We start from the raw sequence: 18756 nt of genomic DNA, 5'->3' as shown, positions 1-18756 counted from the left end.
CCTTACCGCCACACCATTCACGTGGGTAGCTGACGTGGATAGCCTCCTGGAGAAAATAGCACGCGCGAGAACAGTCTTAGAACAAACCCCCACCCCATAACCGGAAACCTAAATCGCGGACGGTGCACTAGCGGGACCACATTTCCACGATGACAAAGGATAAAACTATGGCTACCACTACTGGCGCACAGGCGCCGGCCGATGCCGGCTACCGCGGCACCGAAAAACTTCTGTGGGGCATCGTCCTCGCGGTTGTGACCTTCTGGCTCTTCGCCGGAACTGCCGCCACCGTGGCACCCAATATTATGGAGGACCTCGGCAGCGTAGACGCGGCCGGGATGAACCTCGCAGTTTCCATTACCGGCCTGTTCTCCGGTCTCTTCATGGTTCTCATGGGCGGGCTGGCCGATAAAATCGGGCGCGTGCGCATCACCCTCCTCGGGATTGTGCTCAACGCAGCCGGATCGCTCCTGCTCATTTTCGCTGCCGGGGGCGTGGCGCTGCCGCTGCTGCTGACCGGGCGCGCGATCCAGGGCCTGGGTGCGGCCTGCATTATGCCGGCCTCGATGGCCCTCGTGAAGGCCTACTGGGACGGCCCGGCCCGCCAGCGCGCGGTGTCCATGTGGTCGATTGGTTCCTGGGGCGGCTCCGGCCTCGCCGCGATTTTCGGCGGCACCGTGGTGCAATTCGTGGGCTGGCGTGGAATTTTCATCGCCTCGATTATTATTTCCGTACTCGCCTTCCTCATGATCCTGGGCACCCCGGAAAACCGGGTAGAAAGCACCGGCCCGCGCAAGAGTTTCGATGCTATCGGCCTGGTGCTTTTCATCGCCGGCACCCTCGGGCTCATGATCGTGCTGCTCTACGGCTCGAAGCTGGGTTGGGGGAGCGCGGCCACGCTCTTGCTGACTGCGCTCGCGGTTGTTTCCTACGCGCTCTTCTTCGGGTGGGAACGCAAGCAGACCAATCCCTTCATTGATTTCGCGCTTTTCAAGAACACCACGTTCACGGGTGCCACGATCTCCAACTTCCTGGTCAATGGCACCATCGGCATGCTCATTATTAGCCAGCAGGTTATCCAGCTGGCCGGGCACAAGGCAGACGGTTCGCTCTACAGTGCTTTTGACGCGGGCCTGCTTTCGCTGGGCTACGGCGTGTGCATTATCGCCTTCATCCGCATCGGTGAAAAGCTGCTCCAGCGCTTCGGGCCGCGCAAGCCCATGATCTGGGGCTGCCTCATCACCATCGTGGCCTGCGGGCTGCTCATGACCACGCACCTGCTCATCGGCCAGTACGTGCTCATGGCGGTTATCGCCTACTGCCTCTTCGGCCTGGGCTTGGCCTTCTACGCCACCCCGTCCACGGACGCGGCGCTGTCGAACCTGCCGGCTTCCCAGGCCGGTTCCGGTTCGGGTATCTACAAGATGGCCTCCTCGCTGGGCGGGGCGATCGGTACCGCGATTTCGCTGGCGGTCTTCTATGGGCTGCAGGGTGCCCCGGTGCCGGACGTGATCGCGATGTCCGGGCGTACGGATAACTCCTCGATTCGCCTGGCCGCGATGGTCGCCTTGGGTGTTTCTTTGGTGTTCTTGCTGCTCGCCATTGTTTCTATTACGACGACGGTACCTAAGGGCGGGGGCTCTGCCACCGCGGGTGCTTCGGCTCCCAGTGCGGCTCCGGCCCCGCAGCTCGCCCCGGACGACGAGCGCCAGGAAATTATCGCGCGCCTGTCCGAGCTGCCGCTGCGCGATCTGCAGCGCCTGGAGCGCCAGCTGCTCGTGGATGAACTCTCCGGCTTGGATACCAAGGCTTTGCAGGCCCTGGTGGAGAAGCAGAAGGCGTAGTTCTTCGCGCTTCGCGCTGCGCGCTCGTGAAGCGAGTGCGCAAGCGGCGCGGGCCGTACGTGCGGGTGGCGGGCGGGCGGAGGGCGTGACTGCCGCCCGTACACGGGCATATTTACATAGGTGTGGGTGCGTATCGCAGATTCTGCGGTACGCACCCACACCTCGTTAAAGCTGATGTGCTTTCGAAGCGATCCGGCAGCAACCTACCGCTTGAGGTACCGCGGCCGGATGCCTCGGCAGTACAGTGCCGCGCATAATCCTGCCGCTACACACATGCCGGCAGCGATAAGCCACAGCGAGGGGCTATTGCTCCGCGATTGCACTAGATTCCAGGTGCTCTCACGATCGGGCGCAAAAGCTGCGCTCAGGAACACCAGCACCAGGGGAAGCGCCCACATGAGGCGTGCGCCGAAGAAGTAGGCACTCACGATTCCAAGTGCTAGCCACGCAACGTGAAGGCGGAGCAGGCTGAGCCCGGCAGAGTCGTGAGTGAGCAGCACGAAAACTCCGGTTAATGCCGCAGTAGCGCTGGCGATTCCGCACCCTACCGTCAGCAAAATACCTGCCGGAGCTTTGCCGTAGTAGTCCTTTTCCTCACGCGGGGCGATGATACTGAGGAGGGCCAAGGGTATGCAAAAGGTGAGCATACGGCCGAGCGGCGTTGTCCCACCTGAGACCCACGAATGGAAGGTGTGGTCTTCCCCGAGTAAATAGATAGCGATGAGTGCGGCAAGGGCGATACCAAATGCCTTCAAAGCCCGGTGAGCGCGAAAGTAGATGAGCCACGGGTGTGAGGGCATCGTGCTACCTCTCTAAATCAGCAACAGATGCTGCATACGTCGCCTGAGCCCAGGCGCGCTGTTCCGCCTCCGGTAGCGCAGTGATTGCTCGCGCGCGTTCCACTGTCGCGGAATCATGACCGTCGGCAATAAAGGAACTATCTGTTTTATTCGGGGCGCCTCGCATCATGAGCCACACGGTAAAATCTCCACGTGCAACTTTGCCAGCATCGGTATTCGAACGTTCAACGTAGCTCGGATTCGTGAGGGGATATACCAGCGCCGTGACGAGCATGCTTTCGTCATCCATATCCGCGCTCGAAAAGTTCAAGGTTAGCGCGCCATCATGATTACCGTTGAGGGCGAATTCTTCGAAGGTATCCAAGACTGGCATCCCTTCGGGGATAAGTGGCAGGATGCGGTCGCTGATATTCGTGAATGTTCTCAAAGCGGGTTCGTGTTCTTTCCATACGCACAGGAAAGGTTGAGACGTGGTGCATACCTGGCCGGCGCCGCGGCGCTGGCTCGGCTCCGGGAAGAGTGTGCTGGCGGCGATGAGGGTAGCAACAGCAATAAAGACAAATATCAAGCTGCCCACACTTTGCTTTTTATGCCAGCCGGAACGCCGGGGAAGGAAAAGCGCGGGGATGAAGGCCAGTGCTGTCACTGCAATAAGGGCGTAGAGCTGGGGGAGTGATACCTCCATATAGGGCTCTAGCACAGTATATTGCGTGGTGAACATGGCAATGCCCAGCATTACCCCGAAGCTTCCCACTGCGAGTACGGCGCTAGATGCATCTATTCGCCCGAGCATATGGCCAATAAGTACCCCCAGGAATCCGAGGCATAGGTACCCGATGATCGGATGAATATTGACCGGCGCGAGCTCCTCGCGTGCCATGGCAGTTACCCCTAGTGCGGCGCCACTGAGCACCGCTCCCGTGAAGAGGATGGTGACGAGTCCCGGCATCAGCGCGCTGACGTTCTGCATGAGCACGCGACGCGGGGAATACGGCACCCACGTGGTAAGATCTACCGCACGGATTCGTTCGGAGTGAATTGCCTGCATCGCAGAAACCAGCGGCATCCCGAAAATAAAACCACAGAGAGCGTAATTTGCCGTGGCACTCGTATAGCCCACCCAGGAATCACGTAGGAGCCATAACGCTATCGCTCCGACTATCAGGGTGAGGAGCGCGCTGATGAGATGGGGGTGACGTTTGAGGTAGGGCCAGAAAATCATGACGTGCTCCCCTGTGGAGTTTGTCCGGCCAATACCGCCATAAAGCCCGCCTCCGCCAGGCTCATATCTCGCGTATCAGTGCCAGCGTGGCTACCAAGGTTTTCCAGTTCCGCCACCGTTCCCGAAAAACGGATAGTGCCCTGGTCGAAGACCAGAACAGTTTCGGCTACATGAACAATGTCCTCAATGAGATGGGTGGAGATGATGACGGTATCCGCCAGGTGTGCGCCGAGGAGTTTTCGAAATTTTACGCGCTGCACCGGATCCAAGCCGGCCGTTGGTTCATCAAGAAGTAATACCTGCGGGTCGCCCACTTTGGCGGCGGCCAATCCGGCTCGTTGCAATTGCCCACCGGATAGACTTCCCATTTTCTTATTGGCGAGTTCTTCAATATCGAAATCACGGAGGTTTGTGCGCACCGAGGTATCAATATTTGAGCGCGCCACGCCACGCACCCAGCCGATATACGAAGCGAATTCCGCAACAGTGAGCCTGGGATCAAATGTGATTTTTTGCGGCAGGTAGCCGATGCTTCGCCCCAATTCGCGCCAGTTGGCTTTCTGGAGGGGTTTCCCGGAAATATAAACGCTGCCCTCGCGCGGCCGTAACTGCCCCGCTAAGGTACGCAATAAAGTGGTTTTTCCGGCACCGTTTGGTCCCAATAAAGCAGTGACCCCGGAGGGAAACTCCGCGTCAAGTCCGCTAAAGACGGGATTCGACGCGGAGTACCCCTGGGTTAGATGACGAGTAGTTAGCATAGTCTCCACCCCTGCCACCAAAGCTATTGAACGTTTCGTGTACTCTTTGAGCCTACAACGTGACGTGGAATACACGCAATAGCTTAGGTCGGTTATTTATTTCCGACATAAACGTCTTCGAGGAGAAGGCTTGTTCCTTGGATTCAATCAGCCCAAACGGGAGCGTAAGTCTGCTCTACGTATCTATCGCGTCCAGCGCGCGGCTTTAATCGCGTGCAGTCAGCCGCGCATACTCCGCATCGCTCACTGGCTCAAGCCACTCGTTGGAGGTATCCGTGCCGGGAACTTCCACAGCGAGGTGGGAGAACCAGCTATCGGGCGCCGCCCCGTGCCAATGCTTCGTGCCCGCCGGCACATTAATAACATCCCCGGGTAGCATTTCTTCCACCGGCTGGCCCCATGCCTGGTGGTAGCCGCGCCCGGCTACGCAGATAAGGATCTGACCGCCACCGCTCGAGGCATGGTGAATATGCCAGTTATTGCGGCACCCCGGCTCGAAAGTCACGTTGTACATGGGGACTTGGCTGGTGGAAACCGGCGCGAGGTAGCTCTGCCCGATGAAATACTGGGCGAAACCGTCATTGGGGGCACCAATCGGGAAGATGCATTCACGCGCGTGGCGTTCCTTGGCGCTCAGCGCATCCGTGCCGGCAGCTTCAGCATCGCCACTCCAGACGTCTTTAGCTAGATTGAAAACCGCCCACGCCTTCGGCCAGCCCACGTACATGGCCGCGTGCGTGATAATTGCGGCGATTTCTTCCCGGGTCACCCCGTGATTCTTCGCGTTCTCCAGGTGATAGCGCAGCGAAGAATCCGTGATGCCGGAGGACATCAGCGCCACCACCGTGACCACGCATTTCGTTTTGAGAGACAAGGCGGGCTGATTCCACACCTGCCCGAAAAGAACATCGTCATTAAGCTCGGCAAAAAGTGGGGCGAAATCTCCCAGCTGGGTACGGCCCGCGGTTTGGGTAATTTTCTCGCTCATTCGAGATCATCTCCTTACGTCTATGGCCGACGCCTTTGCCCAGCCAAAATCAGCCTACACCCCGGCGCAGCCGCTTGCGGGTGCGCCGGGGTGTAGGGGCGGGCCTTAGTGGCCCGGTCCGTTCATAGGTGCGTTACTTGCGCCGGTGGCGTTCCAGGGCGACGCCGCCGCCCAGGCACAGGGCACACAAAGCAATAACGCCCATGATCTTCGCCAGGGTGCTCAGCTTAATGCTCCGATCCCAGCCGCTTGCCGAAGCGTCGGCATTCGCGCCAGCAGCCCCGGAGCCGCCCGGACCTACCGCGCCATTCGGCATGCCCACAAAGGCGGAACCGGACGGTGCGCCGGCGTTAGGCGTGGCGCTCGCGGAAGGAGAAGCGGAGGGTGCGGCAGGTTTGCCAGCCCCCGGCCCGCCAGCCTTCGCCGGAGCGGGGGAGAGGGGGCGCGGTGCCCCGCCTCCGCCTGCTTGCGGCGCGCCACCAGCCCGGTTACCCGTGAGGGTGGCGCGGCCACCGGGGCCGAGCGGTGCGGTGCCGTTCGGCGGCAGCACCTTCGCCCCGGGATTCACCGGAAGCGGGGCGGGCGCGGGCGGTCCGGCCGGTGTTTGCGGCTTGGTTCCGGGATTATTTCCAGTGCCGGGTATACCCGGCTGTGGATTTGGTTTTGACGTGCTAACGCCCCCCGGGGTTTCGGGTGTGGCTGACGGCTGCGGTGCGGGAGTGGTGCCCGGCGTGGGCCCACCACCCGGATTGACAGTGCCGCCTGGGTTGCCACCAGGGTTACCTCCGGGGTTTCCGCCAGGATTCGGCGCGCCACCGGGATTCCCACCCGGGGTCGGATCCGCGGAGGGATGATCCGCACCGCCCGGTTCGGGAGCGGTGGGATCGCCGGGAATACTCACGGTGCCCTGCTCGTAGCCGGAGATGGTCTCATCTCCAACCAAGAACACCAGGCGCTTGGCCCGAGCCCCGGGATCCGCTACCGGCGTCGCGGTGCCGCGCTCCGCCGCGGAAGCGGCGGCGTCGTCGTACCACACCCGCAGCACGTACACGCCCGGCTGCGTGAAAGCCCAGCCGGCGTGCTGGTGTGTGGGATCAGGCAGGTCAAGGGCGGTGCGCTCGGCATCGAAAAGCCGGTCCACGTTCCCGAAACCGCTCAGCGCGTAGGCGTGATACTGCGCGCCGGCGGGAATCGACTCCGGCTCCACGTGGAAACGCGTGGGCTTGCGGTAGCTCTCCGTGGACCACCCGGGCCAAATATGCGAACGATCCCAGTTCTGAGGCAGCTGGTAGAGCCGGGTGCCCTCCGCGCCGAGGAAATCGAAAACCGCACCCTTTGCCCGCGGGGACTTGGCCGAATCGGGAACCGCCAGCGCCACGGTACTCACATCGCGCTGCACCGAGGTGGTCGCGTGCTCAAGAGTATCGTCCTTGAGGGTAATTCCCGGGCCATTCTGGCCGGCCTGGCCCGCCACTGCCTGCAGATCCACGTGGCCACGCCGCAAGATGGTGCGCGACGAGGCAGGATTCGGCATGGGTGCCGGTGCGGGAGCGCTAGGGGACACCGAAGGCGTGGGCGCCGGCGCGGGCGGGTTCGGCGCGGGATTCGGTTGCGGACCCGGCGCCGGATCGGGCTGCGGCCCGGGAGCCGGCTGGGTACCGGTGCCAATTGCGGGAGCCGCGGCGAGACGCCCGGAATAGCTTTGCGGGCCGCTCAGGTCCATCGTGCCGAAATGCACATCGGCTGCCGCGCTCATATTCACGTCCGGATGCGGCTCGATACTGAGCTTGAGATGGTAACCCTCGCACCAGGAATCCCCCTGGGTCACGCTCGCCACGCCGCGCGAATCCGTCACCATATTCACTTCGCAATCCGGGTACTTATCCTCCGCTTTTGCGTAGTATCCGCCGTGCACATGCGCGCGCACCTTCGGGTCCGCGAAAGCAACCGAGGTGGTTACGTTCCCGGTGGCCGTCTTTTCCGTGCGGACCGTGTAGTCGTACGACGACGGCGTATACTCTCCGCTCACAAAAGCCGGCGCCGGATCCTGCGAATGGGGCTCGGGCAGCTGCGCGGCACTCTCCGCGGTGGCGGCCTCGGCAGCCCCGAAAGTGTAGGAAACCGGGGCGGAAACCCAACGCGCGCCAGTGGCGGTGTTAGCTGCGGCGCGGGTGGCGGAGGCGGTGCCGGTATCCCCGCCAGGAGTGCCACCTCCCGCGGCCGGCACAAAAACAGCCTGGAAATTCGAGGCGCCCGAGCCGATCATCTCCGCCCAGCGCGCCTTCCCCTTCTCTACCGGGACTTCCGCCAGGAAGTAGCCGTCCAGGAAGAACTGGACCTTCCCCTGCACCGTTTCCGAACCGGCATCGAAACGCAGCTCGGTGAGCTGATCATCGCCGTCGTGCTCACGCCCCGCGTAGGGGGTGAGGGAGAAACGGTAGCCGGAGGTATCCCCGGTGGGGGCGGCGTTGAAAGCAGTGGCCAGATCGGGGCCCGCCTCCTTGGCCGGGCGGGTACCACCCACCTGCCACACAAAAGGAATCTCCTGTGAGGCGATGATATTGCCGTCCACTCCGCGCGCGATGGCGCGATAGGTCAGGGTGTAGCGCCCCGGCTTGGTGAAAGCAGTTTCGTTATGGGTGTGGCTGCCCGGTACCAGGTAAGAAACCCGCCGCCCCGGCTCGTGGCTCGAGAAAAGCGGGAGGTAGAGGTCCATATTGGTCATAAAGGCTTCCATGCGCCCCGGGCCGTCGAACTTGGTCAGCTCGAGTGCGAAGGTGCCGTTGCGGAATTGCTCCACGGGAATGGCTGCGTCCGCGCCGAATCCGGCCCAGATGGGGAAGGGGCCGCTGGGCATACCCGGCGCGGAATACCAGCGTTCGGCCACGTTGCGCAGGTGCCCGTAAGCTTCGTTATCCGGGGGGAGGAAAATATACTGCTGCCCGCCCTTATTTGAGCCGCTGCGCGCGTAGCCGCGCCCCACCCAGTTGACGGTCTTTTCCAGCGGGTACAGCTCGTCATAGGCTTCGTTTTTCAGCACGAACGTACCGTTTTCCCAAAAAACCTTGGGGGCGTCCACGTGCGCCGTCGTCGTGACAATCTTTCCGTCATCCGGGGCGGCCGCGGCTGCCGGGGCAATTCCGGCGGTGAGTGCGGCGGCGGCCAGGGCCGCGAGGAAGCGTCGTGCCATTCTTTCTCTTTCCGTTTCGGTGTGCGGTAAGTCGAACGGGCGACTACCACATCACACCCTTATTGATAATCATTATTGTTATCAAATAGGCTAGGGGGCGCAAGTACCGCAAGGAAAGGAAAGTCATGACAGCACTCACACGGCGTGCTGCGGCGGGGCTGGCGGGCGCAATGGCGGCGCTGCTGGCCGGGTGGGGAGCATTCCTTCCTGCCGCGCAGGCCGCCCCGGATGCGCCGCCGGCATCGCCCGCGGGGGCGGCTCAGCCCACCGTTCTCACCTCTGGACATATGGATCTCTTCAATATTGCCGCGGGGGCGGACGGCAGCATTTCCCTCAACCTCAAAGAAGACGCCACCGGAACCGGAGTGCAACGCGCGCCGGAAGAAACCGTGATCGGTGTGGCGGAAAAGGCTTTTACTACCAAAGTCGCAGAAGTTGCGCAGCTGGGTACACCCGGCTTTCTGCTCGACCAGGTGCAGCAGGCCGGAATTGTCTGGCCCGGCTGGGATTCCGGGGCGGCGCGCCAGCTGGGCGGCACCGCGGTGCGGTTCGTGGTGGAACAGCTCGACGGCCCCGGAAAAGTGTTCCTATGGGAAACGAATCTCGCCACCCTCAACCCGATCCTGCGCGACGCCTCCGGCGCTCCGAGTTTCCAGATGGGGCAAGGCAGCGTTATTACCCAACCCGAACCGGCGCACCAGCACGCTAACTGGCTCTTCTCCGCGCCCGGCACCTATCGCATGACGGTCCGTGCCGAAGTGGACACCCCCGGTGGCACCCTGACCGCGCCCGCCCGCACCTATACCTGGGCGGTGGGTGACGCCGCGATTGCGGCCGCTCGCGGTGGCGAGCACGGCGGTTCTGGCAACGATTCTGGTAGCGGCTCCGGTCATGGGAACGACGGCGCCGCGGGTACGCCGGGAGACTCCGCCGCCCCGGGCAGTGGATCCACCCCGGGCGCGGGCGATGGGAGTACCGGCCCGGCTCCGAGCGGCACCCCGACGGCCGGAACCGGCGGTGCGAACGGTGCGAACGGCGGTGCGAACGGTGCGCCGGGTACCGAGGCGCCAGGCGGCACCACGCAGGCTCCAGCCGGTCAAGGGCCAGCCGGTCAAGGGCCAGCCGGTCAAGCGCCCCAAGCGCCCGGCCCGGCCGCGCCCGCTGGCCAAGCACCCGCCGCGCCGATCTGCATCCCCACCCCGGTGGAGCGTGCCGCGAGCGGGGGTGCCAGTGGTTCGCATACGATCCCGGCCAATACCCACGTGCACCCCAATTGGGTCTTCACCCAGCCGGGCACCTACACGGTGGGTCTGGCTCTGAACGCCACCGCGAAGGACGGCACCCGCCTATCCACCACCACAAGCCTCACTTTCAATGTGGGGGGAAGTGGTACCGCCAATAGCGGCCATTACGACCTGGGTGCCGTGGTGGACGGCGGGCAGCTGCGCGCCGCCGTCAAGGACGATAATTCCGGGCAGTGGCTCGATCCGGCTTCCCTGAGTTTCGGGCTGGGGGAGGCCGCGGCCACCACCGCCCCGGCCGGCATAGATTTCGTGGCTGGCGCCGGCGAGCGCATCTACATGATTTCCTCCAGCCAGGTTTCCGGGGTGCCGTGGCTGGGTGCGAATACCCAGCATCCCAGTTTCCGGGAGGCCACCACCGGTGAACTCACCCTGAGCGTGACCAGCGTGTCCGGGCCCGGCAAGATGGCCGTATTCGAATCGGGTACCTTCGGGCAGCTGGTGGGCCAGCAGTGGTTCGGTTCCAGCGGCGGTGGGACCGAAACGGTGTGGGAAGGCCGCACCGCGGACGGTCAGCCGTGCGAGCTATCCCCCGAGCAAATCGCCCAGTTGGAACGCGAAGGTAAGAAGCTCGGGAATAACCTCGCCCATTCCGGTTCCGAGGTTATCGATCCGCTCTCGGTCACCCTGGCGCTGTTCTGCGTAGGCGGAGTGGTGCTCTACACCCGCAAACGGGCCTAGCCTATGATAGGGGCAGCGTCCGCGTCGGTGCCGCTGGCGGCGGCCGGGCGCGGAACACCCAGTCAAGATACGAGCGGAAAGCGCGGGATACTTATGAAGATTTCAATTCTGGTGGGTAGTTTGCGGCGCGGATCCTACGCCCGCAAAATCGCGAGCGAAGTGGCCGGCTATTTCCCCGAGGGCTACGAGGTGGAGATTGTGGAGATCGGTCACCTACCGCTCTACAACTTCGATTACGACGACGCCGCTGTGACGGACGTACCCCTGCCCGAAAGCTATACCCGCTTCCGGGAAACCATTAAGGCTAGTGATGGCATCCTCTTTGTCACGCCGGAAAATAATCGCACCGTGCCGGCCTGCCTGAAGAACGCCGTAGATATCGGCTCCAAGCCCAATAGCGATGTGGCCTGGAAGAATAAGCCGGCCGGCATTATCAGCCATTCGGTGGGGCGCATGGGCGGCTACAGCTCGCAGAAGAATCTGCGCCTGGCCCTCTCCTACTTCGATATGCCCATGCCCGGGCAGCCCGAAGTATTCCTGGGGCGCTCCCCGGAGCTCTTCGATGAGTCCGGCAAGCTGAAGGCCGATACCGCGGACTTTGTGCGCGGGTACATTGACCGCTTCGTGGCTCTCGTCGAGAAGTAGTAAATCTCGCGAATCGCCAAAGTGCACCCCCGAGTTGGCTCTCCGCCGGCTCGGGGGTGTTTTGTGTGGCCGGGTGTTGGTGGGGAAGGAGCGGTGTCGTCGTTATGACATACACCACTGTGGCGAGCCTTAAGTCCTAGATGTCCACAATGCGACACTATATCTAGTGGTCGAAATTTAGGTGACCACAATATCTAGTGTTTTGATGAAAATTGGAGAAGTCATGAGCGCACCCGATGGACGGCATTACACCCTGCGTTCTTTTATGCCGCCGCAGTACATCCAGCATCCCGAGGGGCCCTTCCGTCCGATCAACTGGAATTACGTCCCGGAGGAAAAGGACTTGGAGGTGTGGCGCCGGCTCACCGCGAATTTCTGGCTGCCGGAAAAGGTACCGCTCTCCAATGACCTGCCCTCCTGGCAGCGGATGAACGACGTGGAACAGACTCTCGTTATGCGCGTCTTTACCGGGCTGACGCTGCTGGATACCGTGCAGGCGAGTATTGGTGAAATTAGCCAGATTCAGGACGCGCATACCGAACACGAACAGGCCGTGTACGCCAATATCGCCTTCATGCAGGCCGTGCACGCGCGCTCGTATTCCTCAATTTTCTCCACTCTGGCCTCGAGCGCCCAGATTGAGGCGGCCTACACCTGGGCGGTGGATAACCCGCTGCTCCAGCAACGGGCCCGGGCGGTGCTGGAACACTATGTGGGTGACGATCCGCTCAAGCGCAAGGTTTCCTCCACCCTGCTCTCCTCGCTGCTGCTGTACGCCGGATTCTTCCTGCCCCTCTACCTGTCCTGCCGCGGCAAACTCATGAATACCGCGGATCTCATTCGCCTCATCCTGCGCGATAAGGCGGTGCACGGCTACTACTCGGGTTACAAATACCAGCGCGGCCTGGAGGAATGCAGCGAGGCGCGGCACGCGGAGATGGAGGAATTCACCTTTGAGCTGCTCGAGAAGCTCTACCAGATGGAACTCGACTATTCGGGTGAGCTGTACGAGCCGGTGGGCCTTATGGACGACGTCGCAATTTTCGTCCGCTACAACGCCAATAAGGCGCTTATGAACCTAGGCTATCCGGCGCGCTTCAGCGGGGAAGAAACGCGGGTGAGTCCGGAGATTCTTACCGCGCTCTCCCCGGCCGCGGATGAAAACCACGATTTCTTCTCCGGTTCCGGTTCTTCCTACATTATTGGGGAGTCGGAAGATACCACCGACGAGGACTGGGAGTTCTAAAGGGGTGCTGGGCGCCGCGGCCCTAAAGTCCCGGAGTGAGGGTGCGGCCGTCGGGGTGGCCTCCGGCGCGGGTGCCGCGCGTGGGAGGCCACCCCGACAAGCGACATAAAGGAGATATTGGGCACATTTTCTCAAATGAAGTCGCAGGTAGGGGCCGTGGTTCTGAATAAGCATGCACGCGGGGCAGTGTAGCGCTACGCGGGTTTGCAGCCGCCGGCGCGCCCGTGCTTTCGCCCCTGCGGCACGGGACTTTAGTACCGCCTGGGTGGGGTGGCGGTTATCTGGCCACTATCGCCCCTAGCGGAAAGTATTATTATTCAGGCCGCTGGGAGGCGGGGTAGGGCCGCGTTGTACATACCGAAAAGTCGCTGCGCGGCGGTGCCGCATATGTAAATGGAGTGGGGCTGGGGTGCTCAAAACCGCGCGCTACCGCGGGTTAATACTTAGTGAATATCTTTGAAACGGATTGATAAAAAGTTAGTTATTCCCGTGGGGGCGGGCTTGTTTCACCTGGGTTTATATAAGGTTATGTACTGAATGATTGAATATGGCTTCTTGTGTTAGGCTCAGAAACTGTTTAGGCGATTTCGCTGACCGAGTCAGTTGAATTGCGGGGGGGGGGGTGCACTCCAGCGCTGCCCTCTCACCATTCACGTGCTCGTCACAATCCACCCTAACGATCCATATCCCTACTAATGGAGGAATAATGTCCCAACACACGGAGTCGACTCAGTCGGCGCCCGGAGTCTCCGCGTCTGTGTCCCGCAAGGGTGGGCATCGTCGTCGCACGAAAGTGTGGGCCGGTCTCACCGCCGCGGCGCTTATGACGACGTTTGCTTCGGGATTCGCCTACGCTGCACCGCAAGGGAATTCCGGTGCGGCGCCGACTGCTCCCGCAGCGCAGTGTCCGACGTATGTCGGTGATACCGCTGTTGAAGCAGGCGCGAACCAACCCGGCGCTAACCGACCGGATATTCCTGCCAAGCAAGATGCCATCATCGAAGCCGATGCTTTCAAGAATGGCTGGATCAAGACCACAACGGATGCCAGTAACGCCAAGAACACGCTCTCAGGGCGCGCTTTCTTCGGTGGCGTTGGCACGCCGGCAACCACGTCGAACGGTGCCACCCCGGTTCCGGATGGAACAAAGGTGTACCTGCAGTGGCGTGATACCGATGGTTCTGCCTCCCCGATTTACTCCACCACCGTCCGAACGATCGACAAGAGCGACGGCAGCCAGATTGGCCCCGGCGCCTACGCCTTCGATCTTCGCGTTCCGTGGGTGGATAACACCGGAAAGCAGCACCTGTACAAGGCTGTTGAAGGCCAGTACTACCGCCTGTGGATCAACGATTTCACTAACCCGGCCGGCAACCCCGTCACCATGGTGCGCCAGGCTGGCGGTTTCTTCCCGGGCGCTTTCGTCAATAGCGTGACGGCTAATAATCTTGGCCAGTTCCCGCTTATCGGTACCAATATGCAGCGTACCGCGGTGTTCATGTACACCGATCCGAATGATTACCTCACCCGCCCGAAGAACGAGTGGATTCACGATGATAAGGGCGCGCTGCCCGATCCTGCCGTGACTCTCTCCACCCGGGATTCCGTTTCCGGCAAGGTGTGGTTCGAATCCGGCGCGGGCGATCTTGCCAACTCGGCAACCGGTCCGAATTTCAACACCTCCGGCGACGTGGTAGCTTCTGGCTACACGGTGGTGCTCTCGCAGCTGACCCCGGCCGGCAAGGCCGCGCTCCAGGAACTGCGCAACGCCACTCCGTCCGTCAATGACCGCGAGGTCAAGGTCCGTGACATGCTCACCGAGCACCCCGAGTACATCGAGGGCACCTACACGGCCACCACGAACGAAAAGGGTATGTACACGATCCGCCTGCCGAAGAACGCCGGTGCGGACGTGGACCGGATCTACATGTACGTGCTGGATCCGAACGGACGGGTAGTTCCGAACTACTCCTCCTTCATGCGCCAGACCTTCAATATGTTCAACTCGAACGCCTCGTGGACTCCGCAGACCTCCGCCGCGGTGAACCTGATTACCAACAACTGGTACAACGTCAATTTGGCGCTGGTTCTCAGCGTGCAGGTGGAACTGGATATCACGAACTTCGATGCGCAGGAAAACTACGCGCTGCCGGGTCAAACCGCTGAAATCAAGCTCACCGGCAAGGCGCTTTCCCCGCTCCCCAATAAGATCGTGTGGACCGATTCGAAGGGCAAGGTTGTTCAAACCAATGGCGACCTGAAGAAGCTCAGCGACGCCAAGAAGGCTTTCTTCACCGTTCCGGAGAACGCGAAGGACGGCGAAATCTACACGGCAACTCTTTACGCTGCCGATAACGTCGTTTCTTCGGATTCGTTCATCGTGCGCGCGCTTCCGGTGAAGTACGACGCCGTCAAGGTGAAGAAGACGCAAACCGAGAAGAGTAAGGCTCCTTACGCGACTCGCGAAGCCAAGGGCTTCACGCAGTCCGGTAACAATAAGTACCGGCTGCCCGAGGGCACCAGCTACGCGCTGGGCGAGACCGCGAAGAGCTGGGCCAGCATTGATCCGGCCACCGGTGTGGTGACCGTCAAGCCCGGCGCGGACGTGGCCCCCTGCGACTACCGCATCCCGGTGGTTGCTACGGTGACCGATCCGCTCAATCCCAAGAACCAGCTCAAGCTGAAGACGTGGGTCCCGGTCACGGTTGTACCGCAACTTACCGACACCTACGATCCGATTTACAAGCAGGACAACACCGTTGAGGCGGGGCAGACCATTGAGGTCCCGGCTCCCACCTTCGATAAGCTCTCTACCAAGAAGGTAGAAAAGGACCCCGCTCCCACGGAAAAGGGCAAGAAGACCACCTTCAAGCTCGGTGACAACTCCCCGATTACCGCCACGGTCAATCCCGAAACCGGTGCCATCACGGTGACCCCGGCCGCGGGTACCGCTGCTGGCCCCTACGAAGTTCCGGTTGTCGTCACCTACCCGGATGGCAGCACCGATACCGTCAAGGTTCCGGTTACTGTCACCACTCCGGCTCCGGTGGATACCGATAATGACGGTGTGAACGACGACGCAGATCAGTGCCCGACTATCGCTGGCCCGGCTTCCAATAATGGTTGCCCGGCGTGGAACAATGGCGAGGGTAAGCCTGGTACTGATGTGACGTTGACGAAGGATCCGGCTAACGGTCAGATTCCGGCTTCGGCTACCTGTGAAGCTGGTAATGGTGCCACGTGCACCATTGGCCAGGATGGCAACGTCGTCGTCAAGGTTCCGGAAGGGGCAACCCCCGGTACCGAAATTCCGGTGACAATCAAGAACGACGGCAAAACGCTGCACACGCCTAAGGTGACTGTTACGGCGCCGGATCCGGTTCCGAACCCGGATGGTGATAATGACGGTGTGCCCGATGCTCAGGATCAGTGCCCGACTATCGCTGGCCCGGCTTCCAATAATGGTTGCCCGGCGTGGAACGACGGCGAGGGTAAGCCCGGTGCTGATGTGACGCTGACGAAGGATCCGGCTAACGGCCAGATTCCGGCTTCGGCTACCTGTGAAGCGACCGGCGGTGCGACCTGCACCATCGGCCAGGACGGCAACGTCGTCGTCAAGGTTCCGGAAGGGGCAACCCCCGGTACCGAAATTCCGGTGACCATCAAGGACGGCGGTAAGACCCTGGACACCTCCAAGGTGACCGTGATTGCCCCGAATAACCCGGCCTGGAATGACACGACCACCAAGCCGACCGAACCTGCGCAGCTGCCCAACGCGGGCGGCCCGGTTCCGGCGGGCTCCACGGTGGAAGTCACCGGCCCCGGTACCGCGAAGCTGAACGAGGATGGCTCGATCACGGTTACTCCGAACGCGAATGCGAAGGATAAGGACCAGATCGTTGTCAAGGTCAAGGACCCCAACGGCAAGGACCTCGATACGGCTACCGTGACCATCGCCGACCCGGATCCCGATAATGACGGTGTGTCCGGGGATAAGGATCAGTGCCCGACTATCGCTGGCCCGGCTTCCAATAATGGTTGCCCGGCGTGGAACAATGGCGAGGGTAAGCCTGGTACTGATGTGACGTTGACGAAGGATCCGGCTAACGGCCAGATTCCGACGACCGCGACTTGTGAAGCTGGTAATGGTGCCACGTGCACCATTGGCCAGGATGGCAACGTCGTCGTCAAGGTTCCGGAAGGGGCAACCCCCGGTACCGAAATTCCGGTGACCATTAAGAACGACGGCAAAACGCTGCACACGCCGAAGGTGACCGTTACGGCGCCGGATCCGGTTCCGAACCCGGATGGTGATAATGACGGTGTGCCCGATGCTCAGGATCAGTGCCCGACTATCGCTGGGCCGGCTTCCAATAATGGTTGCCCGGCGTGGAACGACGGCGAGGGTAAGCCCGGTGCTGATGTGACGTTGACGAAGGATCCGGCTAATGGCCAGATTCCGGCTTCGGCTACCTGTGAAGCGACCGGCGGTGCGACCTGCACCATTGGCCAGGACGGCAACGTTGTGGTCAAGGTACCCGCGGATGCCAAGGACAAGTCTGAGATCACCGTGACCATCAAGGATGGTGGCAAGACCCTGGACACCTCCAAGGTGACCGTCAAGGATCCGGATACAGACGGCGACGGCCTGACCGATTCCGAAGAGGAAAAGATCGGCACCGACCCGAAGAACCCGGACACTGACGGCGACGGCATCAACGACGGCGACGAAGTCAACGGCACCAAGAACCCGTTCAAGGACGATAAGTTCAATAAGGACGGCAAGCCTGGTAATACCGATCCGCTCAACCCCGACACCGATGGTGACGGCGTGAACGACGGCGACGAAGTTACCGGCAAGAACAACGGTGGCAAGCCGACCAACCCGAATAAGGCCGATACCGATGGCGACGGCGTCACCGACGCTGACGAAATCAAGGACGGCACGGATCCGAACAATGCTGACACCGATGGTGACGGCGTGAACGACGGTGACGAAAAGAAGGACGGGACCGATCCGAAGAACCCGGATACTGACGGTGATGGTGTTTCCGATGGTCGCGAAAAGGGCCTCGGCACCGATCCGAAGAACCCGGACACCGATGGTGACGGCCTGACCGACGGCGAGGAAGTTGGCACGGACATCGACGAGAACGGCAAGCCGGCTCGTAACGAAGATGGCACTCCGAAGGTCGACGACTCCAAGGCCACCAAGACCGATCCGAAGAATCCCGATACCGATGGCGATGGCCTGACGGACGGTGAAGAGAAGAAGATCGGTACTGATCCGAAGAACCCCGATACCGATGGTGATGGTCTCACCGACGGTGACGAGGTGAACGGCACCAAGAACCCGTTCAAGGACGATAAGTTCAATAAGGACGGTAAGCCTGGTAATACCGATCCGCTCAACCCGGATACTGACGGTGACGGCGTGAACGACGGTGACGAGGTGACCGGTGCCAAGAACAATGGCAAGCCGACCAACCCGAATAAGGCCGATACCGATGGTGACGGCGTCAATGACGGTGACGAGATTGCCAATGGCACCGATCCGAATAAGGGTGACACCGATGGTGACGGCCTGACGGATGGTGAAGAAAAGGCGATCGGTACTGATCCGAAGAACCCCGATACCGACGGTGATGGACTCACCGACGGTGACGAGGTGAATGGCACCAAGAACCCGTTCAAGGACGATAAGTTCAATAAGGACGGCAAGCCTGGTAATACCGATCCGCTCAACCCGGATACTGACGGTGATGGACTCACCGATGGTGACGAGGTGACCGGAGCCAAGAATGGTGGCAAGGCAACCAACCCGAATAAGGCCGACACCGATGGTGACGGTATCAACGACGGTGACGAAATCAAGAACGGCACTGACCCGTTGAACCCGAACGATCCCGGTAAGGCTGCACCGAAGACCAAGAAGGTCAAGAAGGCTAAGGGCCTGACCGCAACCGGTGCCGATGTGGCATCGCTGGCAGTCTTCGCTCTGCTGGCCGCCGGTGCGGGTAGCGTGGCGATTCGCCGCCGCAAGAAGTAACGCAGAGTTGCTGAGGTAGCCGCAAGGCAATC

The 18756-nt window shown here is 61.4% G+C and carries 10 protein-coding genes; 5 read left to right on the top strand and 5 right to left on the bottom strand.

Going from position 1 to position 18756, the window contains the following annotated elements; genetic code table 11:
• Positions 1 to 167: 167 nt before the first annotated feature.
• The gene (locus DDD64_RS04715) at positions 168 to 1844 is read left to right on the top strand and encodes an MFS transporter (RefSeq protein ID WP_126135260.1); all 1677 of its coding nucleotides are present in this window, start codon (positions 168 to 170) and stop codon (positions 1842 to 1844) included.
• A gap of 203 nt (positions 1845 to 2047) precedes the next feature.
• Here DDD64_RS04715 and DDD64_RS04710 read toward each other — a convergent pair whose 3' ends face one another.
• The 5 genes from DDD64_RS04710 to DDD64_RS04690 form a co-directional block, all read right to left on the bottom strand.
• Positions 2048 to 2644, bottom strand: coding sequence for a hypothetical protein (locus DDD64_RS04710; RefSeq protein WP_126135259.1), 597 nt, complete (start codon positions 2642 to 2644; stop codon positions 2048 to 2050).
• Between the two features lie 4 nt (positions 2645 to 2648).
• Positions 2649 to 3866: a DUF7224 domain-containing protein gene (locus DDD64_RS04705; RefSeq protein WP_126135258.1), complete on the bottom strand. Its 1218-nt coding sequence runs from the start codon at positions 3864 to 3866 to the stop codon at positions 2649 to 2651.
• The gene (locus DDD64_RS04700) at positions 3863 to 4624 is read right to left on the bottom strand and encodes an ATP-binding cassette domain-containing protein (RefSeq protein ID WP_276330029.1); all 762 of its coding nucleotides are present in this window, start codon (positions 4622 to 4624) and stop codon (positions 3863 to 3865) included. Before DDD64_RS04700 ends, DDD64_RS04705 begins: the two co-directional genes overlap by 4 nt.
• A gap of 205 nt (positions 4625 to 4829) precedes the next feature.
• A complete protein-coding gene (locus DDD64_RS04695; protein ID WP_126135256.1) occupies positions 4830 to 5612 on the bottom strand; it encodes a carboxymuconolactone decarboxylase family protein in 783 nt (260 codons plus the stop codon).
• A gap of 133 nt (positions 5613 to 5745) precedes the next feature.
• Complete coding sequence (locus DDD64_RS04690; protein WP_126135255.1) at positions 5746 to 8802, bottom strand: choice-of-anchor M domain-containing protein; 3057 nt, start codon at positions 8800 to 8802, stop codon at positions 5746 to 5748.
• A gap of 125 nt (positions 8803 to 8927) precedes the next feature.
• On the opposite strand from DDD64_RS04690, the gene DDD64_RS04685 reads away from it, so the two are divergent.
• The 4 genes from DDD64_RS04685 (at position 8928) to DDD64_RS04670 (ending at position 18724) form a co-directional block, all read left to right on the top strand.
• Positions 8928 to 10784 carry a choice-of-anchor M domain-containing protein gene (locus DDD64_RS04685; RefSeq protein WP_126135254.1) on the top strand — a complete coding sequence of 619 codons (1857 nt, stop codon included), beginning with the start codon at positions 8928 to 8930 and terminating at the stop codon, positions 10782 to 10784.
• Between the two features lie 93 nt (positions 10785 to 10877).
• Positions 10878 to 11429, top strand: a complete 552-nt coding sequence (locus tag DDD64_RS04680; protein ID WP_407706497.1) for an NADPH-dependent FMN reductase — start codon at positions 10878 to 10880, stop codon at positions 11427 to 11429.
• Positions 11430 to 11634: 205 nt separating this feature from the next.
• Positions 11635 to 12675: a class 1b ribonucleoside-diphosphate reductase subunit beta gene (gene nrdF / locus DDD64_RS04675; RefSeq protein ID WP_276330028.1), complete on the top strand. Its 1041-nt coding sequence runs from the start codon at positions 11635 to 11637 to the stop codon at positions 12673 to 12675.
• Between the two features lie 706 nt (positions 12676 to 13381).
• Positions 13382 to 18724, top strand: coding sequence for a Rib/alpha-like domain-containing protein (locus tag DDD64_RS04670; protein WP_126135253.1), 5343 nt, complete (start codon positions 13382 to 13384; stop codon positions 18722 to 18724).
• The last annotated feature ends 32 nt before the right edge of the window (positions 18725 to 18756 follow it).

The organism is Actinotignum sanguinis, assembly GCF_003957255.1.
Taxonomy (GTDB): Bacteria; Actinomycetota; Actinomycetes; order Actinomycetales; family Actinomycetaceae; genus Actinotignum; species Actinotignum sanguinis.
Note: the sequence above shows the minus strand (reverse complement) of the source record. Positions and strands in the feature narration are given on the sequence as shown.